20 protein-coding genes are annotated in these 23,657 nt (G+C 40.9%); 4 read left to right on the top strand and 16 right to left on the bottom strand.

From position 1 onward, the window contains the following. Window positions 1-6: 6 nt before the first annotated feature. From RWM06_RS06270 to RWM06_RS06255, 4 genes are all read left to right on the top strand, one after another. Window positions 7-801: a transporter substrate-binding domain-containing protein gene (locus RWM06_RS06270; RefSeq protein ID WP_313970506.1), complete on the top strand. Its 795-nt coding sequence runs from the start codon at window positions 7-9 to the stop codon at window positions 799-801. Window positions 802-813: 12 nt separating this feature from the next. Next, complete coding sequence (locus tag RWM06_RS06265) at window positions 814-1,491, top strand: amino acid ABC transporter permease (protein ID WP_000131145.1); 678 nt, start codon at window positions 814-816, stop codon at window positions 1,489-1,491. Between the two features lie 9 nt (window positions 1,492-1,500). Further along, window positions 1,501-2,160 (top strand): amino acid ABC transporter permease, encoded by a 660-nt coding sequence (locus RWM06_RS06260; protein WP_313970505.1) that lies wholly within the window; start codon window positions 1,501-1,503, stop codon window positions 2,158-2,160. Between the two features lie 145 nt (window positions 2,161-2,305). Continuing rightward, the gene (locus RWM06_RS06255; RefSeq protein WP_313970504.1) at window positions 2,306-3,496 is read left to right on the top strand and encodes an oxidoreductase; all 1,191 of its coding nucleotides are present in this window, start codon (window positions 2,306-2,308) and stop codon (window positions 3,494-3,496) included. 95 nt (window positions 3,497-3,591) lie between these two features. Here RWM06_RS06255 and RWM06_RS06250 read toward each other — a convergent pair whose 3' ends face one another. From RWM06_RS06250 to RWM06_RS06175, 16 genes are all read right to left on the bottom strand, one after another. After that, window positions 3,592-4,722: an ABC transporter ATP-binding protein gene (locus RWM06_RS06250; protein WP_000229956.1), complete on the bottom strand. Its 1,131-nt coding sequence runs from the start codon at window positions 4,720-4,722 to the stop codon at window positions 3,592-3,594. Between the two features lie 112 nt (window positions 4,723-4,834). Continuing rightward, the gene (locus tag RWM06_RS06245) at window positions 4,835-5,704 is read right to left on the bottom strand and encodes a PucR family transcriptional regulator (RefSeq protein ID WP_313970503.1); all 870 of its coding nucleotides are present in this window, start codon (window positions 5,702-5,704) and stop codon (window positions 4,835-4,837) included. Window positions 5,705-5,707: 3 nt separating this feature from the next. Next, complete coding sequence (locus RWM06_RS06240; protein ID WP_000567927.1) at window positions 5,708-6,094, bottom strand: Mini-ribonuclease 3; 387 nt, start codon at window positions 6,092-6,094, stop codon at window positions 5,708-5,710. Further along, window positions 6,087-7,430, bottom strand: a complete 1,344-nt coding sequence (gene cysS, locus RWM06_RS06235; protein ID WP_313970502.1) for a cysteine--tRNA ligase — start codon at window positions 7,428-7,430, stop codon at window positions 6,087-6,089. Before cysS ends, RWM06_RS06240 begins: the two co-directional genes overlap by 8 nt. An 81-nt stretch (window positions 7,431-7,511) precedes the next feature. Further along, complete coding sequence (locus tag RWM06_RS06230) at window positions 7,512-8,396, bottom strand: GNAT family N-acetyltransferase (protein WP_313970501.1); 885 nt, start codon at window positions 8,394-8,396, stop codon at window positions 7,512-7,514. 11 nt (window positions 8,397-8,407) lie between these two features. Continuing rightward, window positions 8,408-9,025, bottom strand: a complete 618-nt coding sequence (gene cysE / locus RWM06_RS06225; RefSeq protein WP_313970500.1) for a serine O-acetyltransferase — start codon at window positions 9,023-9,025, stop codon at window positions 8,408-8,410. A 15-nt stretch (window positions 9,026-9,040) separates the two neighbouring features. Then, the gene (gene pnp / locus RWM06_RS06220) at window positions 9,041-11,254 is read right to left on the bottom strand and encodes a polyribonucleotide nucleotidyltransferase (RefSeq protein WP_313970499.1); all 2,214 of its coding nucleotides are present in this window, start codon (window positions 11,252-11,254) and stop codon (window positions 9,041-9,043) included. A gap of 449 nt (window positions 11,255-11,703) precedes the next feature. Beyond that, window positions 11,704-12,570 carry a methylenetetrahydrofolate reductase [NAD(P)H] gene (metF, locus tag RWM06_RS06215; protein ID WP_049513159.1) on the bottom strand — a complete coding sequence of 289 codons (867 nt, stop codon included), beginning with the start codon at window positions 12,568-12,570 and terminating at the stop codon, window positions 11,704-11,706. 101 nt (window positions 12,571-12,671) lie between these two features. Beyond that, window positions 12,672-14,921, bottom strand: a complete 2,250-nt coding sequence (metE, locus tag RWM06_RS06210; protein WP_313970498.1) for a 5-methyltetrahydropteroyltriglutamate--homocysteine S-methyltransferase — start codon at window positions 14,919-14,921, stop codon at window positions 12,672-12,674. A 264-nt stretch (window positions 14,922-15,185) separates the two neighbouring features. Next, window positions 15,186-15,527 carry a TIGR02328 family protein gene (locus RWM06_RS06205; RefSeq protein WP_313970497.1) on the bottom strand — a complete coding sequence of 114 codons (342 nt, stop codon included), beginning with the start codon at window positions 15,525-15,527 and terminating at the stop codon, window positions 15,186-15,188. After that, entirely contained in the window at window positions 15,511-15,915 is a 405-nt protein-coding gene (locus RWM06_RS06200; protein WP_313970496.1) for a YbgA family protein, read from the bottom strand. Before RWM06_RS06200 ends, RWM06_RS06205 begins: the two co-directional genes overlap by 17 nt. Before the next feature lie 145 nt (window positions 15,916-16,060). Then, on the bottom strand, window positions 16,061-19,105 hold the full coding sequence (locus tag RWM06_RS06195) for a type I restriction endonuclease subunit R (protein WP_313970495.1): 3,045 nt from the start codon (window positions 19,103-19,105) through the stop codon (window positions 16,061-16,063). A gap of 56 nt (window positions 19,106-19,161) precedes the next feature. Next, window positions 19,162-19,674, bottom strand: a complete 513-nt coding sequence (locus RWM06_RS06190; RefSeq protein WP_313970494.1) for a restriction endonuclease subunit S — start codon at window positions 19,672-19,674, stop codon at window positions 19,162-19,164. Between the two features lie 104 nt (window positions 19,675-19,778). Continuing rightward, entirely contained in the window at window positions 19,779-20,942 is a 1,164-nt protein-coding gene (locus RWM06_RS06185; protein WP_313970493.1) for a restriction endonuclease subunit S, read from the bottom strand. Continuing rightward, on the bottom strand, window positions 20,942-21,937 hold the full coding sequence (locus RWM06_RS06180; RefSeq protein WP_313970492.1) for a virulence RhuM family protein: 996 nt from the start codon (window positions 21,935-21,937) through the stop codon (window positions 20,942-20,944). The genes RWM06_RS06185 and RWM06_RS06180 overlap by 1 nt, the downstream gene beginning before the upstream one ends. Then, on the bottom strand, window positions 21,927-23,498 hold the full coding sequence (locus RWM06_RS06175) for a type I restriction-modification system subunit M (RefSeq protein WP_313970491.1): 1,572 nt from the start codon (window positions 23,496-23,498) through the stop codon (window positions 21,927-21,929). The genes RWM06_RS06180 and RWM06_RS06175 overlap by 11 nt, the downstream gene beginning before the upstream one ends. Window positions 23,499-23,657 lie beyond the last annotated feature (159 nt).

Here is a 23,657-nt window from a genome sequence, read left to right as displayed (position 1 = left end):
GCGCCTATGAAAAAGAAATTCTTTTTATCCGCATTATTGATTAGCCTTTTCGGCCTTGCTGCTGCAAAACCAGTTCAGGCTGATACCAGTGTCGCAGACATTCAAAAGAGAGGCGAGCTGGTTGTCGGTGTAAAACAAGACGTTCCCAATTTTGGCTACAAGGATCCCAAGACAGGGACCTATTCTGGTATCGAAACGGACTTGGCCAAGATGGTCGCTGATGAACTTAAGGTAAAGGTTCGTTATGTGCCTGTTACAGCGCAAACCCGTGGCCCCCTTCTAGACAATGAACAAGTCGATATGGATATCGCAACCTTTACCATCACAGACGAACGCAAAAAACTCTACAACTTTACCAGTCCCTACTACACAGACGCTTCTGGCTTTTTGGTCAATAAGTCTGCCAAAATCAAAAAGATTGAGGACCTAAACGGCAAAACCATCGGAGTCGCCCAAGGTTCCATCACCCAACGCTTGATTACTGAACTGGGTAAAAAGAAAGGTCTGAAGTTTAAATTCGTCGAACTTGGTTCCTACCCAGAATTGATTACTTCCCTTCATGCTCATCGTATTGATGCCTTTTCCGTTGACCGCTCGATTCTATCTGGTTATATCAGCAAACGGACAGAACTGTTAAATGATAGTTTTAAGCCATCTGACTACGGTATCGTTACCAAGAAATCAAATACCGAACTCAACGACTATCTCGATAACTTGGTTACTAAATGGAGCAAGGATGGCAGTTTGCAGAAACTTTATGACCGTTACAAGCTCAAACCATCTAGCCATACCGCTGATTAAGGAGGACACCCCATGACAGATTTATCATCTTGGACAGCCTATTTTCAGGATTTTGGACAATTTTTCAATGGTTTCCTCTTCACCCTTGCCCTAGCGATTGGATCCTTTATCCTCGCCATGGTCTTAGGAATCTTCTTTGGAGCCATGTCAACCAGTAAACGTCCGATTTTGCGAATCTTAGCTCGTATCTTTGTAGAATTTTATCAAAACACTCCCCTCTTGGTGCAGTTTGTCATCGTTTTTTATGGTCTACCTCTTATCAGTGACCACACCATCATGATTCCAATTTATTGGACAGCTGTACTCTGTGTAGGACTCTATCACGGCGCCTATATCGCTGAGGTGATTCGCTCAGGTATTCAGTCGATTCCTAGCGGTCAGATGGAGGCCGCCTTGTCACAAGGTTTTACCTATATCAGTGCCATGCGCTTGATTATCTTACCTCAGGCTTTCCGTATCATTCTCCCTCCTTTGACCAACCAAATCGTCAACCTCATCAAGAACACCTCGACAGTCGCTATCATTTCTGGAGTCGACTTGATGTTTGTAACCAAGTCTTGGTCGGCACTTAACGGAAACTACATTCCAGCATTTTTAGGCGCTGCCCTACTTTATTTTTCTCTTTGCTTCCCTGTTGCCCAGTTTGGTCGCAAGATGGAGCAAGCCAACAAAAAAGCCTATTCACTTTAGGAGGTTACTATGGAATCCATTTTAGAAGTTTTGACCCCAGATAACCTAATCTTTATCTTTAAAGGATTTGGCTTGACCCTCTACATTTCTCTGATTGCCATCATCCTCTCCACCCTCATTGGAACTGTGCTTGCCGTCATGAGAAATGGGAAAAATCCTATCTTGCGTATTATTTCCAGCATTTACATCGAATTTGTACGTAACGTTCCCAACCTCCTCTGGATCTTCACTATCTTTTTAGTTTTCAAGATGAAATCCACTCCAGCAGGTATTACAGCCTTTACTCTCTTTACATCAGTGGCCCTAGCTGAGATTATCCGAGGCGGTCTCAATGCCGTAGACAAGGGACAATACGAAGCAGGAATGTCACAAGGATTTACTTCTGCACAAATCCTCTACCACATCATTCTCCCACAAGCCATTCGTAAAATGCTGCCAGCCATCATTTCTCAGTTTGTAACCGTGATTAAGGATACCAGTCTTCTCTACTCTGTTATCGCCCTACAAGAACTCTTTGGAGCCAGCCAAATTCTCATGGGCCGTTATTTCGAACCAGAGCAAGTCTTCAGTCTGTATATCCTGATTGCCCTCATCTACTTCAGCTTTAACCTAGCAATTTCGAGCCTGTCTCATATGCTAGCAAAACGTTGGCAACAAGCTGCAGAATAGCAAATTAGCTCTCCATGCGATATGGAGAGTTTTTTTGCTAAGAATAGATATTTATAGACCTCAATTTGACACCATACTTTTTCTATGATAAAATGTAACAAATTTATTTACAACAAATCAAAATCTAAATGAAATGGAATTTTTTATGAAATCACTCAAAGGAATACTCTTTATCATAGCTAGTTTTATCTTGACTATTTTGACTTGGATGAACACTTCTCCCCAATTCATGATTCCAGGACTAGCTTTAACAAGCCTATCTCTAACTTTTATCCTAGCAACTCGTCTCCCACTACTAGAAAGCTGGTTTCACGGTTTGGAGAAGGTCTACACTGTCCACAAATTCACAGCCTTTCTCTCCATCATCCTACTCATCTTTCATAACTTTAGTATGGGCGGTTTGTGGGGCTCTCGTTTAGCTGCTCAGTTTGGCAATCTTGCCATCTATATCTTTGTCAGTATCATCCTTGTCGCCTATTTAGGCAAATACATCCAATACGAAGCTTGGCGATGGATTCACCGCCTGGTTTATTTAGCCTATATTTTTGGACTCTTTCACGTCTACATGATGATGGGCAATCATCTCCTTACATTTAATCCTCTAAGTTTTCTTGTTGGTAGCTATGCCCTTTTAGGCTTACTAGCTGGTTTTTATATCATTTTTCTATATCAAAAGATTGGCTTCCCCTATCTAGGGAAAATTACCAATCTCAAACGCTTAAACCACGATACTAGGGAAATTCAAATCCGTCTTAGTAGACCTTTCAACTATCAAGCAGGACAATTTGCCTTCCTAAAGATTTTCCAAGAAGGTTTTGAAAGTGCTCCGCATCCCTTTTCTATCTCAGGAGGTCATGGTCAAACTCTTTACTTTACTGTCAAAAATTCAGGCGACCATACCAAGAATATCTATGACAATCTTCAAGTCGGCAGTAAAGTAAGCGTAGATAGAGCTTACGGACACATGATCATAGAAGAAGGACGGGAAAATCAGATTTGGATTGCTGGAGGCATTGGGATCACCCCCTTCATCTCTTACATCCGTGAACATCCTATTTTAGATAAACAGGTTCACTTCTACTATAGCTTCCGTGGAGAAGAAAATGCAGTCTACCTAAATTTGCTCCGTGACTATGCTCAGAAAAATCCTAATTTTGAACTCCATCTAGTCGACAGTAGGAAAGATGGCTATCTTAATTTTGATCAAGAAGAAGTACCCGAACAGGCAACCGTCTATATGTGTGGTCCTCTTTCTATGATGAAGTCACTTGCCAAACAGATCAAGAAACAAAATCCAAAAGCAGAGCTTATTTACGAAGGATTCAAGTTCAAATAAGCACTCATACTCTCCTGGAATTTCCCAGGAGTTTTTTCTACACAACCGCAAAAAACACTGCCAGATTTCTAGCAGTGTTTTGAGTTTCATTTATCTTAGTAAACTGTTCTTTCAGTTTCTACATCGAAGAAGTGTGCTTTGTTCAAGTCAAATCCAAGTTCAACTGTTGCACCTGTTTGCAAGTAGTCACGAGCATCAACTTTAGCAACAAATTCATCTTTACCAACTTGGCAGTAAAGGTGAGATTCTGAACCAAGCAATTCTGATACAGAGATAGTCGCTTTTACAACTGAATCTGGGAATGTTTCAAGGAATGCTTCTTCTGCATTCACGTCTTCTGGACGGATACCGAAGATCAATTCTTTACCTTCATAGCCTTTTTCACGAAGTACTTTCAAAGCGCCTTCTGGAACTTTCAAACGGAATCCGTCAGAAACAATTTCGCTACCAACCAATTTCACGTTGATGAAGTTCATTGCTGGGCTTCCGATGAATCCTGCAACGAATTTGTTAACTGGATTTTTGTAAACTTCTTGAGGAGAACCGATTTGTTCCACACGTCCGATAGTACCTGTACCAGCAGGGTTCTTAGTTGCTGACATGATAACGATACGGTCTGCAAGTGTCATCGCTTCTGTTTGGTCGTGAGTTACGTAGATAGTTGTAGCTCCGATACGACGGTGGATTTTAGCGATTTCAGCACGCATTGATACACGAAGTTTTGCATCCAAGTTTGACAAAGGTTCGTCCATCAAGAATACTTTTGCATCACGGACAATGGCACGACCCATGGCAACACGTTGACGTTGACCACCTGAAAGGTCAGCTGGTTTACGTTCCAAGAATTCTTTCAATCCAAGGATTTCAGCTGCTTCTTGCACACGTTTGTCAATGTCTTCTTTGCTGTATTTACGCAATTTCAAACCGAAAGCCATGTTATCGTATACAGTCATGTGTGGGTAAAGAGCGTAGTTTTGGAATACCATGGCGATATCACGGTCTTTTGGAGCTACGTCGTTGACAACCACTCCATCGATAGATGCAGTACCTTCTGTGATGTCCTCAAGACCTGCAATCATACGGAGAGTAGTTGATTTACCACATCCTGAAGGTCCTACGAAAACGATGAACTCTTTGTCTTTGATGTTCAAGTTGAAGTCTTCAACTGAGTAGTGTTCGCTGTTTGGATATTTTTTGTAAATATTTTTAAGATTTAATTCTACCATGAGGTGAACTCCTTTTGTCTTTTGATAGTTTTATTATAAATGAAAACGCTTTACATTTCTATGGCAAGATGAACAAAAAAACAAAAAAGTTCTGTGCAACTTGCACAAAACTTTATAGAATATCTGGTAAAATCAATTGATAACACAAGGTCAGATCGGTCAACTCCTTCAACTGTAGCCCTGTCAATTCTTCCCATTTGTCAATCTTGTATTGGAGAGAATTGCGGTGCAGATAGAGTTGCTGGGCTGTTTTTGTTAGGACAGCACTATTTTCCCAAAGAGAGAGAATGATTTCCTGAATCTGGTCCTGATCCAAAATCATCTGGTGCAGGCATTCCTTGATTGTCTTCAAGTCCACAAGCCTTTCCCCCATACTCCACAAATAGAGTTGTGAGAAGGTATGAACACCTTGGTGACCCTGACGCCACCATGTCTTAAACAAATCCCGCTCTGCTTTGATCAAGTCTGACAGGGCTTGATGCCCTGCCTGAGACCAGACCTGACCTAACATGATAGAGAGACGAAGTCCAAAGTCATACTCAACCGCTTCAATCGTATCACTTAAAATAGCTCGTACAGAAGTGTATTTGTCTTGTTGAAGCACGAAAACATAATCCTGAGCTCCGACCTGAATCACCGTCTGACAGTTGGGAAAAAGAGTCCGCATCATATCTAGCCAAGAAGCTAGATTTTCCTGTTGGAAATAGGAAAGATGACAATAAACCAACTGAATCTTTTTAAAAGCTTGTGGTGTCTGTCCCTTGCCCTCAATCAGAAAAGAATACCAAGGATTGAGCGAACGAGCCTGCTCCTGCTGGGTCAAAAGGGCAACTAACTGCTTTTCACGCTCACTGAGCCCAGTTTCCTCCAGCAAAAGCCACTGCTGAGAAGCCAAAGGGATAGTGAGATAGCCCTCTTTCTCTACTGGTTGGTCTGAAATCTGAGCTTCAGGAAACCAGTCTTGTAGTTCTTTTGCCATCATGTCCTAGCCCTCCACTTTTTGGATGCACCACGAAATCAAGCTCTCAAGACGTTCCAGATTTTCAGTCATATGGAGATAGCCCATCACTGCTTCAAAACCTGTGGACATACGGTAAGTCACCACATCAGCATTTTTTGCCTTGGTGTGACTATTGGTATTGCGACCACGTTTGTAGATTTCTTCTTCTTTTTCCGTTAGAACTTGCTCCTCCAACATAAGGGAAATCAGGCGAGCCTGAGCTTTGGCTGAGACATACTTGGTCGCTTCTTGGTGGAGTTTATTGGGCTTGGTCATGCCTTTGAGGATGAGATGACGGCGAATATACATAGAATACACCGCGTCCCCCTCAAAAGCTAACGCAATCCCGTTAATGAGATTGACATCAATCACGTGTCCACCTCACTCCATCCTTGGTGTCAAGGAGCTTAATCCCTTGAGCAGCCAATTGGTCACGGATCTGGTCCGCTGTCGCAAAGTCACGATTGGCACGCGCTTCTTGGCGTTTTTGAATCAAAACTTCGATCTCAGCATCCAAAACTTCCTCAACAAAGACAATTCCAAAGACCTCTAACATATCCGCAAGAGCTTGCTTGACACTTGTATCATAGTTGCCAGAATTGATCCATTTGGCCATTTCAAAGACAACTGTGATACCGTTGGCAGAGTTGAAATCCTCATCCATAGCTGCTACAAACTTGTCTTTAAAAGCTTGTAACTCTTGGGTATCCACGTTTCCTGTAAATGGTTGTTCGTAAGTGTTCTTTAGATACTTGAGATTAGTCTCTGCATCCCGCACCGCTTTTTCTGTGAAGTTGATGGGCTTGCGGTAGTGTTGAGTCGCAAAGAAGAAACGAAGCACTTGCCCATCGAGGGTTTTAAGGGCATCATGTACGGTAATAAAGTTGCCCAAGGACTTAGACATCTTGACATTGTCAATATTGACAAAACCATTGTGCATCCAGTAGTTAGCAAAAGCCTTGCCTGTTTTGGCTTCTGACTGGGCAATTTCGTTAGTATGGTGTGGAAACTCAAGGTCCGCTCCACCACCGTGGATATCAATAGTATCGCCCAAAATTTCTGTCGACATGACCGAACACTCAATATGCCAGCCCGGACGACCAGGTCCCCAAGGACTGTCCCAAGAAATTTCGCCTGGTTTAGCAGATTTCCATAGGGCAAAGTCTACAGGATTTTCCTTACGAGCCGTTTCTTCATCGGTTCGACCTGAAGCACCTAGCTCCAAGTCTTCCAAGGTTTTATTGGCCAACTTGGCATAGTTATGAGATTTTTCCACACGGAAATAGACATCTCCTTGGCTCTCATAAGCAAAACCTTTTTCAATCAAGTCTTCCACAAAGTGGATGATGTCAGCCATAAACTCCACCACACGAGGATGGCGAGTCGCAGGTTTCACGCCCAAGGCCGTCACATCCTCACGAAAGGCAGCGATATACTTGTCCGCAACCTCCTGAGGCGTAATGCCTTCTTCCTTGGCACGGTTGATAATCTTATCATCCACATCTGTAAAATTGGAAATATAGGCAACCTCATAACCACGGTATTCGAAGTAACGTCGAATGGTATCAAAAGCCACCGTCGAACGGGCATTCCCCACGTGAATATAGTTATACACGGTTGGCCCACAAACATACATCTTGACTTTACCGTCCTCGATTGGGACAAATTCTCGCAAATCACGAGACATGGTGTCGTAAATTTTAATCATAAATCATAATCAGGAAAGCTGAAATCCAAGAACAGTTAGTTTCATCATTAAGAGTTCAATTGAATTTCAGTCCGAATGTCTCTACACTTCGGAATCCCTTACTCCTTTCTCATTCAGATAAACCACCCGAGTCTGTTTGACAAAGCCAATTTTTTCATACAAGCGCTTGGCACCTACATTGCTATCTTCCACTGCAATCTGAAATTCCTTGTCATTTTGCTCAATTAGTTGGTTGACAAGGGATTTTGCTAAGTAGCTTCCATAGCCTTTCCCACGTTCAGGTTCAGATATTGCTAAACCGTAGAAGTAATTCGTATCGCTCGATAAATCTACCGTGCAAGTTCCAATAACCTGACCGTCTTTTAACAAAATATATAAGCGACTTTCTGGATCCTTCAGAGCTTCAGCGACATATCTATCCACAACTTCTCTCGATTCATGTTCCTCTGAAAATGCCTGAAATTTTAACTGACTAATTTGCTCCTGATACGAACTATCTGCTAACAAAACTTCAAGATTGGAAACCTTTGCTAACGGATAAGGTTTTCTATCCTTACCTAACCAAGTTTCTGTCTCTTCATCCTCGACCAAGCCCCAGTTGCTGACAAAATCAGGATGGCGGTCTAGAAAAACACGCTCTGTCTGAAAAGTCACTGAACGAATAGGGAAAGAAGCTGTTTCTCTCTCAAAACTAGTAAACAATGCACGCGCAATTCCCTGACGGCGATGATCTGGATGAACCAGTATCGTCACTTCCACATCTTGGTCATCAGCATAGACAGTTAAGAGAGCAACAAGTTCGCCTTTTTCATAATAAAGGAAAAAGGCGGGCATGTTTGGGTCAAAATTAAGCATGTTAGAGAGATAGGGATCACGATAGGTACCGTCATAGTTTTGGCAACAGTTAATTAGTTTTTTCGCCTCAGATAGCTCCTCTTGGCTTAACTTGTTTCTTGCTTGAATCATATAGGTATCCTCTACAACCCAGACGATCTGTGACTGGCTTCTTTAGCCTGCTCGAGTTTATTGACGTAATACTCTCGTTTTTCTTCAACTTCGTGAATGACTGGTTCATCCTTCTTACCATGAACACGGACAATCTTGGCCGGAATACCGACAACCGTCACATCACTAGGTACGTCTGCCACGACAACTGCTGCTGCACCGACCTTGGCATTTTCACCGATTTCCACAGGCCCAATAACTTGGGCATGGGCTGATATGAGTGATCCCTTGCGCACAGTCGGATGGCGTTTGCCTACATCCTTACCCGTCCCACCAAGGGTTACTCCGTGATAAAGGAGAACGCCTTTTTCAACAATCGCTGTCTCTCCAATCACCAAGCCTGAACCGTGGTCGATAAAGACACCTGAATCAATCTGAGCTCCTGGATGAATCTCAATCTGAGTCCAAAAGCGCCAGAACTGACTGTGCATACGAGCCAGGAGTTTGAAGCCATGCTTCCAGAGAAAATGCGAGAGACGGTGGGCCGCCAAGGCCTTGACACCTGGATAAGTCAGCAAAACCTCCAAAGTGGTGCGGGCCGCTGGATCATTTTCTTTTACGATATCAATGGTTTCGCGCCACCATCCCATACATTTCTCCTTTTCTTATTCTGAATCTTTTGGTGTTTCTGTAAATTCTTTCTTAGGTTTGTGGTCCTTGTGATGACGTGGGCGGTGAGGTCGCTCAGACTTTTCGCCTTTTTCATCACGTTCAGGTTTTGGTGGACGAGGAAGAAGGGCTTTCATAGAAGCATCCACACGTCCTTTTTCATCAATCTTGATAACCTTAACATCAACTTCATCCCCGATTGCTACCAAGTCTTCGACATTATTTGTACGCGTCCAAGCCATCTCCGAGATATGAACAAGGGCATCTGTCTTATCAAAGAGGTTAACAAAGGCACCAAATTTCTCGATACGAACGACTTTAGCACGGTAAACTTCGTCCACCTTAGCTTCACGAACCAAACCAGCAATGATTTCTTTGGCACGGTTAATAGCATCTTGGTCACTAGAGTAGATAGACACATTTCCTTCTTCGTCGATATCAATCTTAACGCCTGTTTCAGCGATAATCTTGTCGATGGTTTCTCCACCCTTACCGATGACAATCTTAATCTTGTCCACATCGATCTTGATGGTATCAATTTTCGGAGCAGTTGGAGCCAATTCTGGACGAACTTCTGGAATGGTTGCTTCAATCACATCAAGGATTTCAAAACGCGCTTTCTTGGCTTGGGCAAGAGCCTCTGTCAAGATTTCTGCAGTAATCCCTTGAATTTTGATATCCATTTGAAGGGCTGTAATCCCGTCACGAGTACCTGCAACCTTGAAGTCCATGTCTCCAAAGTGATCTTCCAAACCTTGGATATCTGTCAAGACTGTGTAGTTATTTCCATCTGAGATAAGTCCCATAGCAATACCAGCTACTGGCGCCTTGATTGGCACCCCACCAGCCATAAGGGCAAGAGTTCCCGCACAGATAGAAGCCTGAGATGAAGAACCGTTTGATTCCAAGACTTCTGCTACCAAACGGATAGCGTATGGGAATTTCTCCAAACTTGGCAAAACTTGAGCAAGTGCACGCTCACCGAGAGCACCGTGACCAATTTCACGACGACCTGGCGCACCGTAGCGTCCAGTTTCCCCTACAGAATATTGAGGGAAGTTATAGTGGTGCATAAAGCGTTTCTTATACTCTGGATCCAAACCATCAATGATTTGAGTTTCACCCATCGGAGCCAAGGTCAAGACTGAAAGAGCTTGAGTTTGGCCACGAGTGAAGAGACCAGAACCGTGTACACGAGGAAGGAAGTCAACAACCGCATCCAAAGGACGGATTTCATCGACCTTACGACCATCAGGACGAACCTTATCTTCTGTAATCAAACGGCGCACTTCTGCGTGTTCCATTTGTTCCAGGATTTCAGCCACATCACGCATGATACGGTCAAATTCTTCGTGGTCCGCATATTTTTCTTCGTAAACAGCAGTCACTTGGTCTTTAACTGCTTGAGTTGCAGCTTCACGGGCCAATTTTTCTTCTACTTGAACTGCCTTTTGAAGGTCGCTGTTGTAGGCTGCGATGATTTCAGCTTGTAATTCAGCGTCTACATGAAGCAATTCTACTTCTGCTTTTTCTTTCCCAACAGCCGCAACGATTTCTTCTTGGAAGGCAATCAATTCTTTGACAGCTTCGTGCCCTTTAAGAAGGGCTTCCAACATGATTTCTTCTGACAATTCTTTAGCACCAGACTCTACCATGTTGATGGCGTGCTTGGTACCTGCTACTGTCAATTCAAGGAGAGATTGCTCTGCTTGTTCTTGCGTAGGGTTGATGATGATTTGACCATCCACATAACCCACTTGGACCCCAGCGATTGGTCCGTCAAATGGAATGTCTGAGATAGAAAGCGCTAAAGATGAACCAAACATAGCTGCCATTGGCGCAGATGCATTTTCATCGTAAGAAAGAACCGTATTGATGACTTGGACTTCATTACGGAAACCTTCCGCAAACATAGGACGGATTGGACGGTCAATCAAACGCGCTGTCAAAGTCGCATCCGTTGAAGGACGTCCTTCACGTTTCATAAAGCCACCAGGAAACTTCCCAGCCGCATACATTTTTTCTTCGTAGTTGACTTGAAGAGGGAAGAAATCCCCAGTTGCCATCTTCTTAGACATAACGGCCGCAGTCAAGACAGTTGACTCACCGTAACGCACGACAACAGAGCCATTTGCTTGCTTAGCAACCTGACCAGTCTCTACGATTAACTCACGACCCGCAAAAGTCGTTTGAAACACTTGTTTTGTCATTTTAATCCCCTTTGGATTGATGAAATTATACGCCTTGCCTACAAAAATCAAGATACTAAGCCGTTAAGCAACTCAAAGGAAAATAGTAAATCGGACGACGGAGCGACTGCTCCTAGGCAGATTTATCTTTTTCCACAGAGTTGTAGGCGAGTTCAATTACACAAGATATACATCATTAGAAAGGTTTGATACTAAAGCATCTAAACCTTTCACGCTAATCGCTATCAGGCGATTAGCTAAATGCTTTACTAACTCTCTCGTCAAATAATAACGATTTGACTCACTCGTGTCGCTCCAACCACATTTGAAAAAGCCTTTAAAACTTTAATACCCTCATCTTTGTATCAAGTACGTACAGAATCTATTTTATCATATTTTCTTAAAAAGTGCGGTCTTTACCATTAAAAAGGAACCATTCCCCTCAGCTGAGAAGAATGGTTTGCTTTTTATTATCCTAGAGACTGATGATTAAACAAGGCATGTGTTGCTTGGTGGATGTATTTTGCTGTTTCAGCATTGTTCATGGTGTAAAGATGCACACCAGCCACATCCTGAGTTACCAAGTCCACGATTTGGTCCACTGCATAGGCAAGTCCTGCTGCTCTGAGCGACTCAGGGTCATGCTCATACTTGTCTAAGATGGCTTTAAATTTGCGTGGAAGATGGATATTCTCACAAGTCTTCAAGAGGCGGAGAGCCTGATTTCGATTCAGAATTGGCATAATTCCTGCATGAATGGGAACATCAATCCCAGCCAAGATGCACTTGTCTTGAAAATCATAGAAACGCTCATTGTCAAAGAAAAGCTGAGTTACGAGGCTCGAACAACCTGCATCTACTTTCTTCTTAAGATTTTGAATATCTGAAATCTGATTTGGTGAATCTGGATGACCTTCTGGATAACAAGCGCCAACAATATCAAAGTGAGGGGCTTGTTCCTTGATGAACTCAATCAAGTCAGTTGCGTAGCGAAAATCCTTTTGTGGTTCCACATCTGGAATAATATCCCCACGAAGAGCCAAGATTTTCTGCACCCCAACCTTGTCCAAGTCTGCAATAGTTTCAGCAACCTTGTCCTTGGTCAAATAGATGGCTGGCAAGTGAGCAATAGTCGGAATCGCCAAGTCATTTTGGATAAAATCAGCCAAACGGACCGTCGTTTCCTTGATATTAAATTTATTATTGCTGGCAGTCACACTGATAAAGTGAGGAGCCAACTCCTGCATATTTTGAAGAGCAGAAATAATGTTATCATTACCCACGGCTGGGTTTGGAGGGAACACTTCAAATGAGAGTGACGGTGTTTGGCGTGACATAGTCATTATCCTTTTCTAGTTGATTTTTTCGTTAGCTGGACTCTTAGAATCCAAATGAAACAGGCAGATTGACCAAACAGTGCTTCCAGAGAAATCTTATCTTACAATTTCTCACGCGCAGCTTTAGCTGCTTCAACAAGGCGGATCAAGCTTTCTTTTGTTTCTGGAATACCACGTGTTTTCAAACCACAGTCAGGGTTAATCCAAACTTTCTTGCTTGGCACTTTAGCAAGGATGGCTTCGATTGTATGGTCGATTTCGCCTTCATTTGGCACACGAGGAGAGTGGATATCGTAAACCCCAGGTCCCACTTCTGTTTGGAAGTTTTTCGCTTTGAGTTCGTCCAAGATTTCAAGGTTTGAACGGCTAGCCTCAAATGAGATAACGTCCGCATCCATGTTGTCGATAGCTGGGATGATATCTGTAAATTCTGAGTAACACATGTGAGTGTGGATTTGTGTGTCTGGTGCTACTGTTGAGTGTACCAAGCGGAAGGCAGGAATAGCCCAGTCAAGGTAGTCTTCGTACCAGTCGCTACGACGGAGTGGCAATTTCTCACGAAGAGCAGCCTCGTCGATTTGGATGATTTTCACACCAGCAGCTTCAAGGTCAAGCACTTCATCCTTGATAGCAAGGGCGATTTGAAGAGTAGAATCCTTGATAGAGATGTCTTCACGTGGGAATGACCAGTTGAGAATAGTTACTGGTCCAGTCAACATACCTTTAACAGGTTTGTTTGTACGGCTTTGTGCATAGCTAGACCATTTAACAGTGATAGGGTTAAGACGAGTGACATCACCCCAGATGATTGGTGGTTTCACCCCACGCATACCGTATGATTGTACCCAACCATTTTTAGAGAAGAGGTAACCTGACAAGTTTTGACCGAAGTACTCAACCATGTCATTACGCTCAAACTCACCGTGAACAAGGACATCAAAGTCGATATCTTCTTGCCATTTGATCCATTCATCAATTGTTTCAGCAAGGAAAGCATCGTACTCTTCTTGAGACAATTCACCTTTACGGTAAGCCAAACGTTTAGCACGAACTTCTTTTGTTTGAGGGAATGAACCGATAGTTGTTGTTGGAAGAGCTGGAAGTTTGAAAGCTTCTTCTTGGATAGCTTCACGTTCTGCAAAGGCTGGCAAACGAGTGTAGTCTGCGTCTGTCAAGCCAGCGATACGCGCACGAAGTTCCGCATTTTCACCAACACGCTCAGTCGCAAAGAGTTCTTTGTTAGCTGCAAGTGCTTCTTCACCTTGACCATTGCGGATAGCATCCAAATCACGAATCTCATCCAATTTTTCAACTGCAAAGGCAAAGTGGTTCAAGATTGCTGGTTCAAATTCTTCATTAGCAGTTGTAAATGGCACATGAAGAAGTGAGCATGAGCTTGTCAAGACAATATTTTCAGCTGGAATTTGCTCAAGAACAGCCAAGCTCTTTTCGTAGTTGTTGCGCCAGATGTTTTTACCATTGACAATACCTGCGTAGAGAGTCTTGTCAGCTGGGAAGCCACCTTTAACGAGTTCAAGAGTTTTCTTACCTTCAACGAAGTCAAGACCGATAGCATCTACTGGCAAGTTCACAAGGTCAGAGTAGACATCACGTACATCACCGAAGTAAGTTTGAAGCAAGACTTCAAGACCTTTCTTATCAGCCAATAGTTTGTTGTAGAGGTTCAAGAAGAGAGCTTTTTCTTCAGCTGTCAAATCTTTGACAAGAGCCGCTTCATCCAATTGAATGCGAGTCGCACCAAGTTCAGCCAATTTTGCAAAAACTTCTTGGTAAGCAGCAACTAAGCTGTCTACGAAGTCTTCTGCTTTCACGCCTTCTTCAAAGTCTGACAATTGAAGGAAAGTGAATGGACCTACAAGAACTGGACGAGTGTTGAGACCAAGTTCTTTAGCTTCTTGGAACTCATCAAAGATCTTGTGACCAGCCAATTTTACTTGAGTGTCTTTTTCAAATTTAGGAACGATGTAGTGGTAGTTGGTGTTGAACCATTTCTTCATTGGAAGGGCGCGAACGTCCCCTTTTTCTCCTTGGTAACCACGACCCAAAGCGAAGTAGCGCTCAAGGTCAGACAAGTCCAAGTTTTGAACGGATGCAGGTACCACGTTGAAAAGGAAAGCTGCATCTAGGAAGTTGTCATAGTGAGAAAAGTCATTTGATGGAATTTCAGTGATGCCTTTTTCTTTGACGATGTTCCAGTGTTTAGCACGCAATTCTTTTGCTGCTGCAAGGAGTTCTTCTTCTGTGATTTCTTTTCTAAAGTATTTTTCAGTTGTAAATTTTAACTCGCGGAATTCGCCCAAACGAGGGAAACCGATGATTGTAGTTGACATGATGTGTCCTCCAAAATTTGTTGTTGAAACTATCTTAACAGAAAAGAAATCATCTGTATAATTGTAAAAAATTAGGCTTTGATATAGTTTGAAACTATATCTCTGTTTTAGACAAAAGAAAAAGATTTGAGACAAATGCCTCAAATCCTTTGTGTAGCTTGTTTTTAACTATATTTCAGTTAGACTAGTCAAACGCGTCATTAGTAATTCTTATAAGTGACTATGGCTTGTTATTCGAAAAGACTATAGGTTGATTCCCTTCTCTCAGAGATTAGCCAGACACTCCTCATAGTAGGCATAGTCATGCTCACTATAGATAGGACTTTTCAGCTTTTCCTCTGCTAAATTTTGATAAGGAGGGCAGGTCTTACCACGATAGTTTTTATCCAACCACTCTTGACTGACATTGTAGCCACGACGAGCCATTTCCTTCATGATCAAGTCATGATAGGCATAGAGACGATAGGGCGAGTGGGTAAAGACATAGTCCACCGTTGCATGCTTTCTGCCCCAGCCATTGCCACGCAGGGCGCAACACTCTCGATGTTGCCCCAAGAGTTGAGGACGTGGAAGTTGTGAAATCAAAGCCTCATGCCAAAGTCTCATGGGAGTCTCCTTTCAGTAAAGTCGAATGTTGCAAGTAGGTATTTGGGTAACGTTCAAGCAAATCTCGAGTCTTAGCGATTAAGTCTTCTTTAGAAGCCTGACCAAAGCGGTAGCGATCCAACAAGAGCATATAATCTTTGCGCTCATCATCTGTCGCTTGCTTTTTAAAATAGCCCCAAATATGCTGAAAGGCATTGCAAACCTGACCCCTGTGTTCTGGAATCTGGCAGGCACGGTCAATCATCTCCTGAACCTGACTCACCTCCACCTCTTCATTCTTGAGATACTGGCGAATCTCATTGTAAATATTGCTGGAATGGCTCAAAACAAGGTATTTGTTTTGAGCCCAGAGTTGTTGGCATTGGGATTTCTGATTAGTCTGTTCCATCTTTCTCCTTGCTTTTTATTAGTTTCCAGGAAATATGGAAACAAAGTTATATCTTAAAAATGAGCGAATTATGAATGGAATAGGAGCGAATGAATAGTGGTTTTTGTAGTTTCTGATTTTTCTAATAAACCTTGTTTGACAATACTTAAATACCTGAATAAGTCTCTACTAACAACTGAATCTTACGTAAAACTTCTTGCTTTTTCCGTTCACGTGCTCCCTGTCGACGAGAAGTTGGTGGAATAATCGAATCCAAATCAGTCCCACTGTTTTCAGCATAACCTCGTTGAATTGATTTGTCAATGAATAATTGGTAATCAGCTACAAGTTTCTCAGACTCAGCTAGGTCATGGATTGCGATTTTCTTGCGCTCCTTACCATATTCATAGAAAGCATTGATAATTCCATCATGGTCTTTCAATTTTTGCAAATCAGTGTCATTGATAAACCCGATAACCAACGCTTCTTTGGCACGAATATCGATACTAGAACGAATTACACGACTAACTTCTGCTTTCATTACTTCTTTAGACTCAGAATTCTTAGATTTTTCAACAATCAATGCAAGAATGTAGTCCAGATTAATCTCATCTGTTTTTAAGAGTTCGATTTCAAATTCAACATCTGAAAGATCAACATCCAAATCCTTGGTCTTTTCATAATTTTTAAGGTTCAAAAATTCATCTCGAATTTCCACATAAGTGCTTCTTAAATCCTGAAGATAACCTTCTGAAATAGGTTTGTCGATTTCTTGAAATTCGTCATAATTTCGAAGAACATTATCAAGCTTCAACAACTCACCAAATAACTTAACAAACTCCTTCTTATCAAGCTCTGTTTCAATTTCTTGCGGATTCGGGAATCTTTCCAGAATTTCCTGACAAACTGCAGTATAGCCTTTGACCTCGATACCCGTTACTTGGTCAACGAAACCATCCATATATTCACTAAAGCTTTTTTCTAAGATGATTTCAAGCTTATTGGTGTCTCCAAAAGTCTTAATAGCTTCTTGCGTAGCCTTTTCTAAATCACGGAAACAAACAATATTCCCAAAAGGTTTAACCTTATTAAAAATCCGATTGGTTCTCGAGAATGCCTGAATCAAACCATGATAACGTAGATTTTTATCAACAAAGAGTGTATTCATAGTCGGGGCATCAAATCCCGTTAAGAACATACCGACCACAATCAGCAAATCCACTTCCTTGGATTTAACGCGTTTAGAAAGGTCACGATAGTAATTTTGGAACTCCTTCCCATCAGCTGAGAAGTTGGTCTTGAACATGTGATTATAGTCGTCAATCGCTCTAGAAAGAAACTCTTTAGAAGATAGAGGCATGGCTATATCTTGAGGCTCTAGCTCTTCATCTTGAATTTCTCCATAAGCTGACTGTTCTTCATTAGGCGCAAAACTAAAGATAGTTGCAACTTTCAATCGTTTAGCTTCTGGTAAAGCTGCTTGCTGTCGTTGGAGTTCTTCATAGTATAATTTTGCTGCTTCAATACTTTGTACAGCCAGCATGGCATTAAATCCAGACAATTGTTTTTGTTTATGAGTATAGTGTTGATTTCGGTGTGTTTTGGTGTTATAAACTCGAAGCAAGTATTCGGTAATAGTCGCGATCCGTTCTGGGTGAAGAAGAAGTTCTTTTTCCATCTTTTTCAACTTCTTCTCATCGACCTCACGACCGACCGCTTTTTCTGCATCCCTGTACTTATTAATTTCAGGCTTGATATAGTTGTAATCAACCTTGAACTTCAAGACTTTTTTATCTCGAATAGCATCCGTGATAACGTAGTTATGAAGTTGCTCCCCAAAAACTTCTTGAGTTGTTTCTCCCGTTAAACTATTTTCTGGGAAAATCGGTGTACCTGTAAAACCAAATAGAGCGTACTGTTTAAATGCCTTCTTAATGCGCTTTTGAGCCTTCCCAAACTGAGAACGATGACACTCGTCAAAAATCAAGACACATTTCTTAGCATAGACTTCATGATTAGGATTCGCAGTAATAAACTTATTTAACTTTTGAATAGTTGTGACAACGATCCGATCATCATTTTCTTCGATACTGCGTTGTAGTTCTTTTGTATTGTTACTACCATTAACTGAATTTGGTTGGAATTTTTGATATTCCTTCATAGTTTGATAGTCTAAGTCTTTTCTATCTACAACGAATATCACTTTGTCAATGTAATCCAACTCTGTCGCTAAGCGCGCAGTCTTAAAGCTGGTCAAGGTTTTCCCTGACCCTGTCGTATGCCAGATATAGCCACAAGCATTGATTGTTCCAAAATTCTTCATCTCGTTCGAGGAATGAATTTTTCTCAAAATACTCTCAGTAGCTGCTATCTGATAAGGGCGCATGATGAGCAAGGTATTATCCACATCAAAAACACAATACTTGGTCAAAACTTCCAAGAGGACACGCTTGCTTAAGAAAGTAACAGTAAAATCTTCCAATTCGTGAATAGTCTTATTCTTACGGTCCGCCCACTCACAGGTAAACTCATAATGATTTTTATTCTGAGCTGTTGTATTTGCAAAGTAGCGTGTATAAGTGCCATTCGAAATCACAAAAATCTGAACATACTTATACAAAGAATTTTCGCTGTTAAAGCTTTCCTTACTATAACGGTGAACCTGATTAAAGGCTTCTTGCAGACTAACTCCCCGCTTCTTCAATTCAATCTGAACTAGCGGAAGACCATTGACTAAAATGGTCACATCATAACGGTTGGTATGACTCCCCACTTGCGTCACTTGGTTGATGACCTGCATACTGTTGTTGTGAATGTTTTTCTTGTCAAGGATGAAAATATTTTTAATCCGTCCATCATCAAAAACAAAGTCATAGATATGATTTTCTTGGATTTTTCGTGTTTTTTCAACCAATCCTTCATTGGGACAATCTAAATACTCGACTACAAAACGTTGCCATTCAGCATCCGTAAACGTAACCTTATTAAGCTTTTCAATTTGGACCTTTGCATTCGCTAAAAGCTCCGCAGGTGTATGGATATCCAATCGTTCATAATTGAGACCATTGACTAAATCCATAAGCAATTGTCTTTCCAAATCTGCCTCAGACTGAAATTCTCTATCTGTGCGATACTCTGGTTGATACTCAGCCAAGAGAATCCCTTCATTTGTTTCCGCAATTACTTCATGTACTTTTGAATAATCAACCATAGTATGCTTCCTTTTATTGTATTAATTGAGATTCTTTCTCAAAATGATTCAAGAATCTATCTAGTAAAGTTTAATAATTGTTCTCGCCAGTATTCATACTGTTTCTGTCTTAGTTCGATTTCTTTTGGAAGGCCCTCAGAAAGAGAGTTGGTTAAAGTGTTGAAATTGTCAAGAATAGAGACGATTCTTTTTTGTTCGGAAAGGGGTGGTAAGATAAACTTATATTGCATAATAGCTTTCTTATCTCCTCGAGGCATCTTAGAACCTTTTGAATATTGTACATCATAATAAAAGAATCGATCATCTGACAAAATATAATATAAATATTTATTTTCCATACAAGGAACTACAGAATTTTGAATTGCCAAGACATCTCCACTTGTCCCACCAGCTTGATTAGAAAACCAAATTTTTTTGAGATAAGGTCTGATATTACCAATCAATATATCACCCTTATTATAGGTTGTAACACTTCCTTGATCAGGCAAAAATGTAGCAACTGCTTTCCCTCTTCTATCTTGCAACAAATTATCAACTCCAACATAAGTTTCAGGAGTTAAATCTGTCACACTGATCCTCTTTTGACTATATTCTGCAACTGCTCCCAACTCCACTTGAATTGGACCAAATACCCACTGTAAAAGCTTGATAATAGCGGAGTTATCCCACTCCTCTACTCTACTCTACTCTCAGTGTACTCGCCTTCGGCGACGAAGGTCAAGAGTTTTTCTCTAAAATATTCATACTGTTTTTGGCGTAGTTCAATCTCTTTTGGTAGTCCGATGTTTAGGTCATTACAAACCATATCAAAGTTGTCTAGAACTTGAACAATGCGAGATTGGATTTCAAGGGAAGGGACGGGAATTTTATACTTCTTTACCAAAGCATCAGAAATTGCTGGATAACTTGCTCCACTCTGATTTTCTTCCAAGTATTTATAAAAATCACTTGATGAAAATATATGATATACGTAGTTAGGTAAAACCTCACCATTTGTTCTAAAAACATAAAATCCTGTACTACAAATCTGGTCATTGTAGTCATCTGTAATTTTAGTAAAACGTTTCAAAGTTGGCCTTGTCGTCCCTAAGATAATATCATTTGATTTGACAATCTTTTGAGCTCTACTTGGAGCAGTTGATTTAGTTATTGATGTAGTCTCAGTAATCTTATTAGAAACTCTATCTACTGACGATAAATCTATATATTTAAGTTTTTCATCATCTCCAACTTTATTCCAAGAAATATTACTTGTTCTTTCAGAAACTGCATCAAGTGTCTTCCACTCAACTTGATAAACCTCATCTTCAAATGACAAGAGTTTATCTCTATAAAAAGAATATTGCTTTTTACGTGAGGTCAATTCTGAGGTCAATTCTGTAACATACTCTGTCATTTTGTCAAGTTTTTCCACGATTTTTTCTTGAATTTCTAGAGAAGGAATGGGGATTTTAACTTTATCAAGAATAGCTTGAGTTAAACTAGGTCTTGTCGGATTAGTTGCCATTTCTTCCAATTTTACAGAAGTTAAATAATAATAAAAATACTTTGGAATAATCTGATTTTCATCAATCTCAGTATAGTAAATGGTATCAACATTCCAGAAAGCTTTTTCTATATAGAACAAGTTAGAAATAGAACCTTTCCTAGGAATTAAAACTGTTGGTTTGTCATAAGAATAATCTGAAACAAATTCTCCCATTTCTCCACCACTTCCATATACTGGTACTTCCCCACTTGGAAGAGTTTTCCAATCCTTTCCATTCTTCAATATAGCAACATCTTTAAGTACTTTCCACTCAACGGGACAGTTCTGGATTTCTTCTAGGATGTTCATCACTTACCTCCTTCCTTGGCTAGATTTTCAATACTTTTGATTTCCTTGAGGTAATCTTTTTCAACTTGACTAAGGGTCTTGGCTTGGTAGCTCTTATATTCCTTATCCACCTTATGCTTCATCTGTTCACGAGAGATAGAACCACTGTTAGCTAGCAAGTCTTCCCCAGTAGCCTGAAGGATACGATCTACGTGAGCCACCCAGTCAGCCATGGTCATGATTTCTTCTCGCTCTGCCTGTCTTTCAGCAAAGTCTAAATATCCCGATACAAGCTGATTAAGCCCACGAAGTTCCTTTTCTGTCAGATAGTTCTTGGCAACTTTTGCTTCAGTCAGAGTAGGAAGGTCTCCCTTAAAAGTGGTCAAGCCCATAAACTCCTTTTCACTATCAACACGATTGTAGATGAGTTCGCTGGCAGTACTGTGGTGAATGGCGTAATGCATCTTATTTTGCACTGTCGCAAAGAATTTCTTTGCCTCTGGTGAATTTGCATTGTAGTCACTAGATGTCGCGAAAAGATCTAAAACCTGACGGTAAAAGGCTTTTTCACTTGAGCGAATGTCTCGGATTCTTTCAAGGAGTTCTTTAAAGTAAGAGCCCCCACCCAAATTTTTCAAGCGCTCATCATCCATAGCGAAGCCCTTAATCAGATACTCTTTCAAGATTGTCGAAGCATAGAGTCTGAACTGAATGCCACGAGGAGATCGAACTCGATAACCAATCGCCAAAATCATATCGAGATTATAGTAGGCGACATTTCGCTGAACACTTCTATTCCCCTCATTTTGAACTGTCAACTTATAGTTGACAGTTGCCTCTTCCGATAATTCTCCATCTTCAAAAATAGCCTTGATATGTTTACTAATATTTTGCTTGGAAGTTTGAAAGAGCTCAGCTAGTTCTTGTTGGGTCAGCCAAACCGTTCCATTATCCAAGTGGAGTTCAATAGCTGACTCACCATCATCTGTTCTATAGAGAATTACATCATTTGCCATAGCTCAGCTCCTCTACAATCTTGTCTATCTCTGCACGCAAGTAGTCAATTTTGGCAACAGTCTCAGCGATTTCTTTATTGAGAACATCGATATCAATCTTCTCACGTGTATCTTCTTGTTCGACATAGGTTGAGACAGATAGGTTATAATCCTGCTCTGAACCAATCACATCATTATCAACAAGAGCCGCTTTATAGTCTACGCTTTGACAATTAGTAAATAATTCAATAATGTGCTCAATATTGTCATCCGTCAAGACATTATTATTGGTTTCTTTCTTAAATTCTTTACTCGCATCAATAAAGAGTGTTTTATTTTCAACTTTATTCTTCGCTAGAACTAAAATCGTGGTCGCAATAGAAGTTCCGAAGAAGAGATTGTCTGGGAGGGAAATTACTGCTTCAACAAAGTTGTTATCTACTAGATACTGACGAATGGTCTTTTCAGCTCCTCCACGATAGAAAATGCCTGGGAAACAAACAATTGCTGCTCGACCTTTATTGGACAAGTGATTGAGACTATGCATGATAAAGGCAAAGTCAGCTTTTGACTTAGGAGCTAGTTTCCCTGCTGGAGCAAAACGGTCATCGTTTATCAGAGTTGGATCTCCATCTCCCACCCATTTGACAGAGTATGGAGGGTTAGAAACGATAGCATCAAACGGCTTTTCTTCCAAATGCTGAGGATTTAAAAGGGTATCTCCTCGCTTAATATCAAAGTTGTTGTAGTTGATATTGTGTAAGAACATATTCATACGAGCCAAGTTGTAGTTGGTCATATTGATTTCCTGACCAAAGAATCCATCCTCTAGAATATGGTCTTCATATTGTTTTTTCATTTGAAGAAGGAGAGAGCCTGAACCACATGTTGGGTCATAGACCTTATTAATCTTGTCCTTACCGACCATCACTAGGCGAGCTAGTAATTTTGAGACTGTCTGAGGAGTGAAAAATTCACCACCACTTTTTCCTGCATTACTAGCATAGTTAGAAATCAAGAACTCATAGGCATCACCAAAGGCATCGATGTCATTTTCCTCGAAGTTACCAAAGTTAATGCTATTGATACCATTTAGAATGTCAGAAAGTCGTTTATTTTTTTCCGGAACAGTTCCACCAAGGATATTGCTTCGTGTATCCAAGTTATCAAACAAACCTTTGATATCATCCTCTGATTTGAAGCCAATCGCTGATTTCTCAATAGCTTGGAAAATATTGGCTAAATCTTCGTTTAAATTTTCATTTTGTGAAGTATCCTTGACTACATTTTCAAATAGTTGACTCGGAAGGATAAAGAATCCCTTATCCTCAACTGTCCCTGGTTTAAAATCTTGCTCAGCTTCTTGGTCACTCAATTCAGCATAACGGAATTCTAGATCCCCAGCCTCATGCTCAGCGCGGTCAAAATAATCAGCCATATGCTCTGAAATAAAGCGATAGAAAAGGATACCTAGGATATATTGCTTAAAATCCCAACCATCTACAGCACCACGAACATCGTCCGCAATCGCCCAAATCTTACGATGCAGTTCCTTGCGTTCTGCATTTTCTTTACTTGCCATTTTTACTTCCCTTATTAAATAAATGTATTATCTCTTCTATTTTATCATATTTTAATAAAACCCACTCGAACTAGGAAGGACGAGTGGGTTAGAAATGTTTTTAGGGTAACTTCTCAAAGTAACTTCCACTTGGCTAGCCGAAGTGGAAATTAGTCTAAA

The organism is uncultured Streptococcus sp. (assembly GCF_963516575.1).
Classification (GTDB): Bacteria; Bacillota; Bacilli; order Lactobacillales; family Streptococcaceae; genus Streptococcus.
The sequence above is the reverse complement of the archived record's forward strand: the minus strand, read 5'-3'. Positions and strand labels throughout refer to the sequence as shown.

Coding starts and splice junctions, on each gene's coding strand:
- RWM06_RS06270 (WP_313970506.1), top strand. CDS start 7: ATGAAAAAGAAATTCTTTTTATCCGCATTATTGATTAGCCTTTTCGGC.
- RWM06_RS06265 (WP_000131145.1), top strand. CDS start 814: ATGACAGATTTATCATCTTGGACAGCCTATTTTCAGGATTTTGGACAA.
- RWM06_RS06260 (WP_313970505.1), top strand. CDS start 1,501: ATGGAATCCATTTTAGAAGTTTTGACCCCAGATAACCTAATCTTTATC.
- RWM06_RS06255 (WP_313970504.1), top strand. CDS start 2,306: ATGAAATCACTCAAAGGAATACTCTTTATCATAGCTAGTTTTATCTTG.
- RWM06_RS06250 (WP_000229956.1), bottom strand. CDS start 4,722: ATGGTAGAATTAAATCTTAAAAATATTTACAAAAAATATCCAAACAGC.
- RWM06_RS06245 (WP_313970503.1), bottom strand. CDS start 5,704: ATGATGGCAAAAGAACTACAAGACTGGTTTCCTGAAGCTCAGATTTCA.
- cysS (WP_313970502.1), bottom strand. CDS start 7,430: ATGATTAAAATTTACGACACCATGTCTCGTGATTTGCGAGAATTTGTC.
- RWM06_RS06230 (WP_313970501.1), bottom strand. CDS start 8,396: ATGATTCAAGCAAGAAACAAGTTAAGCCAAGAGGAGCTATCTGAGGCG.
- cysE (WP_313970500.1), bottom strand. CDS start 9,025: ATGGGATGGTGGCGCGAAACCATTGATATCGTAAAAGAAAATGATCCA.
- pnp (WP_313970499.1), bottom strand. CDS start 11,254: ATGACAAAACAAGTGTTTCAAACGACTTTTGCGGGTCGTGAGTTAATC.
- metF (WP_049513159.1), bottom strand. CDS start 12,570: ATGTCACGCCAAACACCGTCACTCTCATTTGAAGTGTTCCCTCCAAAC.
- metE (WP_313970498.1), bottom strand. CDS start 14,921: ATGTCAACTACAATCATCGGTTTCCCTCGTTTGGGCGAATTCCGCGAG.
- RWM06_RS06205 (WP_313970497.1), bottom strand. CDS start 15,527: ATGAGACTTTGGCATGAGGCTTTGATTTCACAACTTCCACGTCCTCAA.
- RWM06_RS06200 (WP_313970496.1), bottom strand. CDS start 15,915: ATGGAACAGACTAATCAGAAATCCCAATGCCAACAACTCTGGGCTCAA.
- RWM06_RS06195 (WP_313970495.1), bottom strand. CDS start 19,105: ATGGTTGATTATTCAAAAGTACATGAAGTAATTGCGGAAACAAATGAA.
- RWM06_RS06185 (WP_313970493.1), bottom strand. CDS start 20,942: ATGAACATCCTAGAAGAAATCCAGAACTGTCCCGTTGAGTGGAAAGTA.
- RWM06_RS06180 (WP_313970492.1), bottom strand. CDS start 21,937: ATGGCAAATGATGTAATTCTCTATAGAACAGATGATGGTGAGTCAGCT.
- RWM06_RS06175 (WP_313970491.1), bottom strand. CDS start 23,498: ATGGCAAGTAAAGAAAATGCAGAACGCAAGGAACTGCATCGTAAGATT.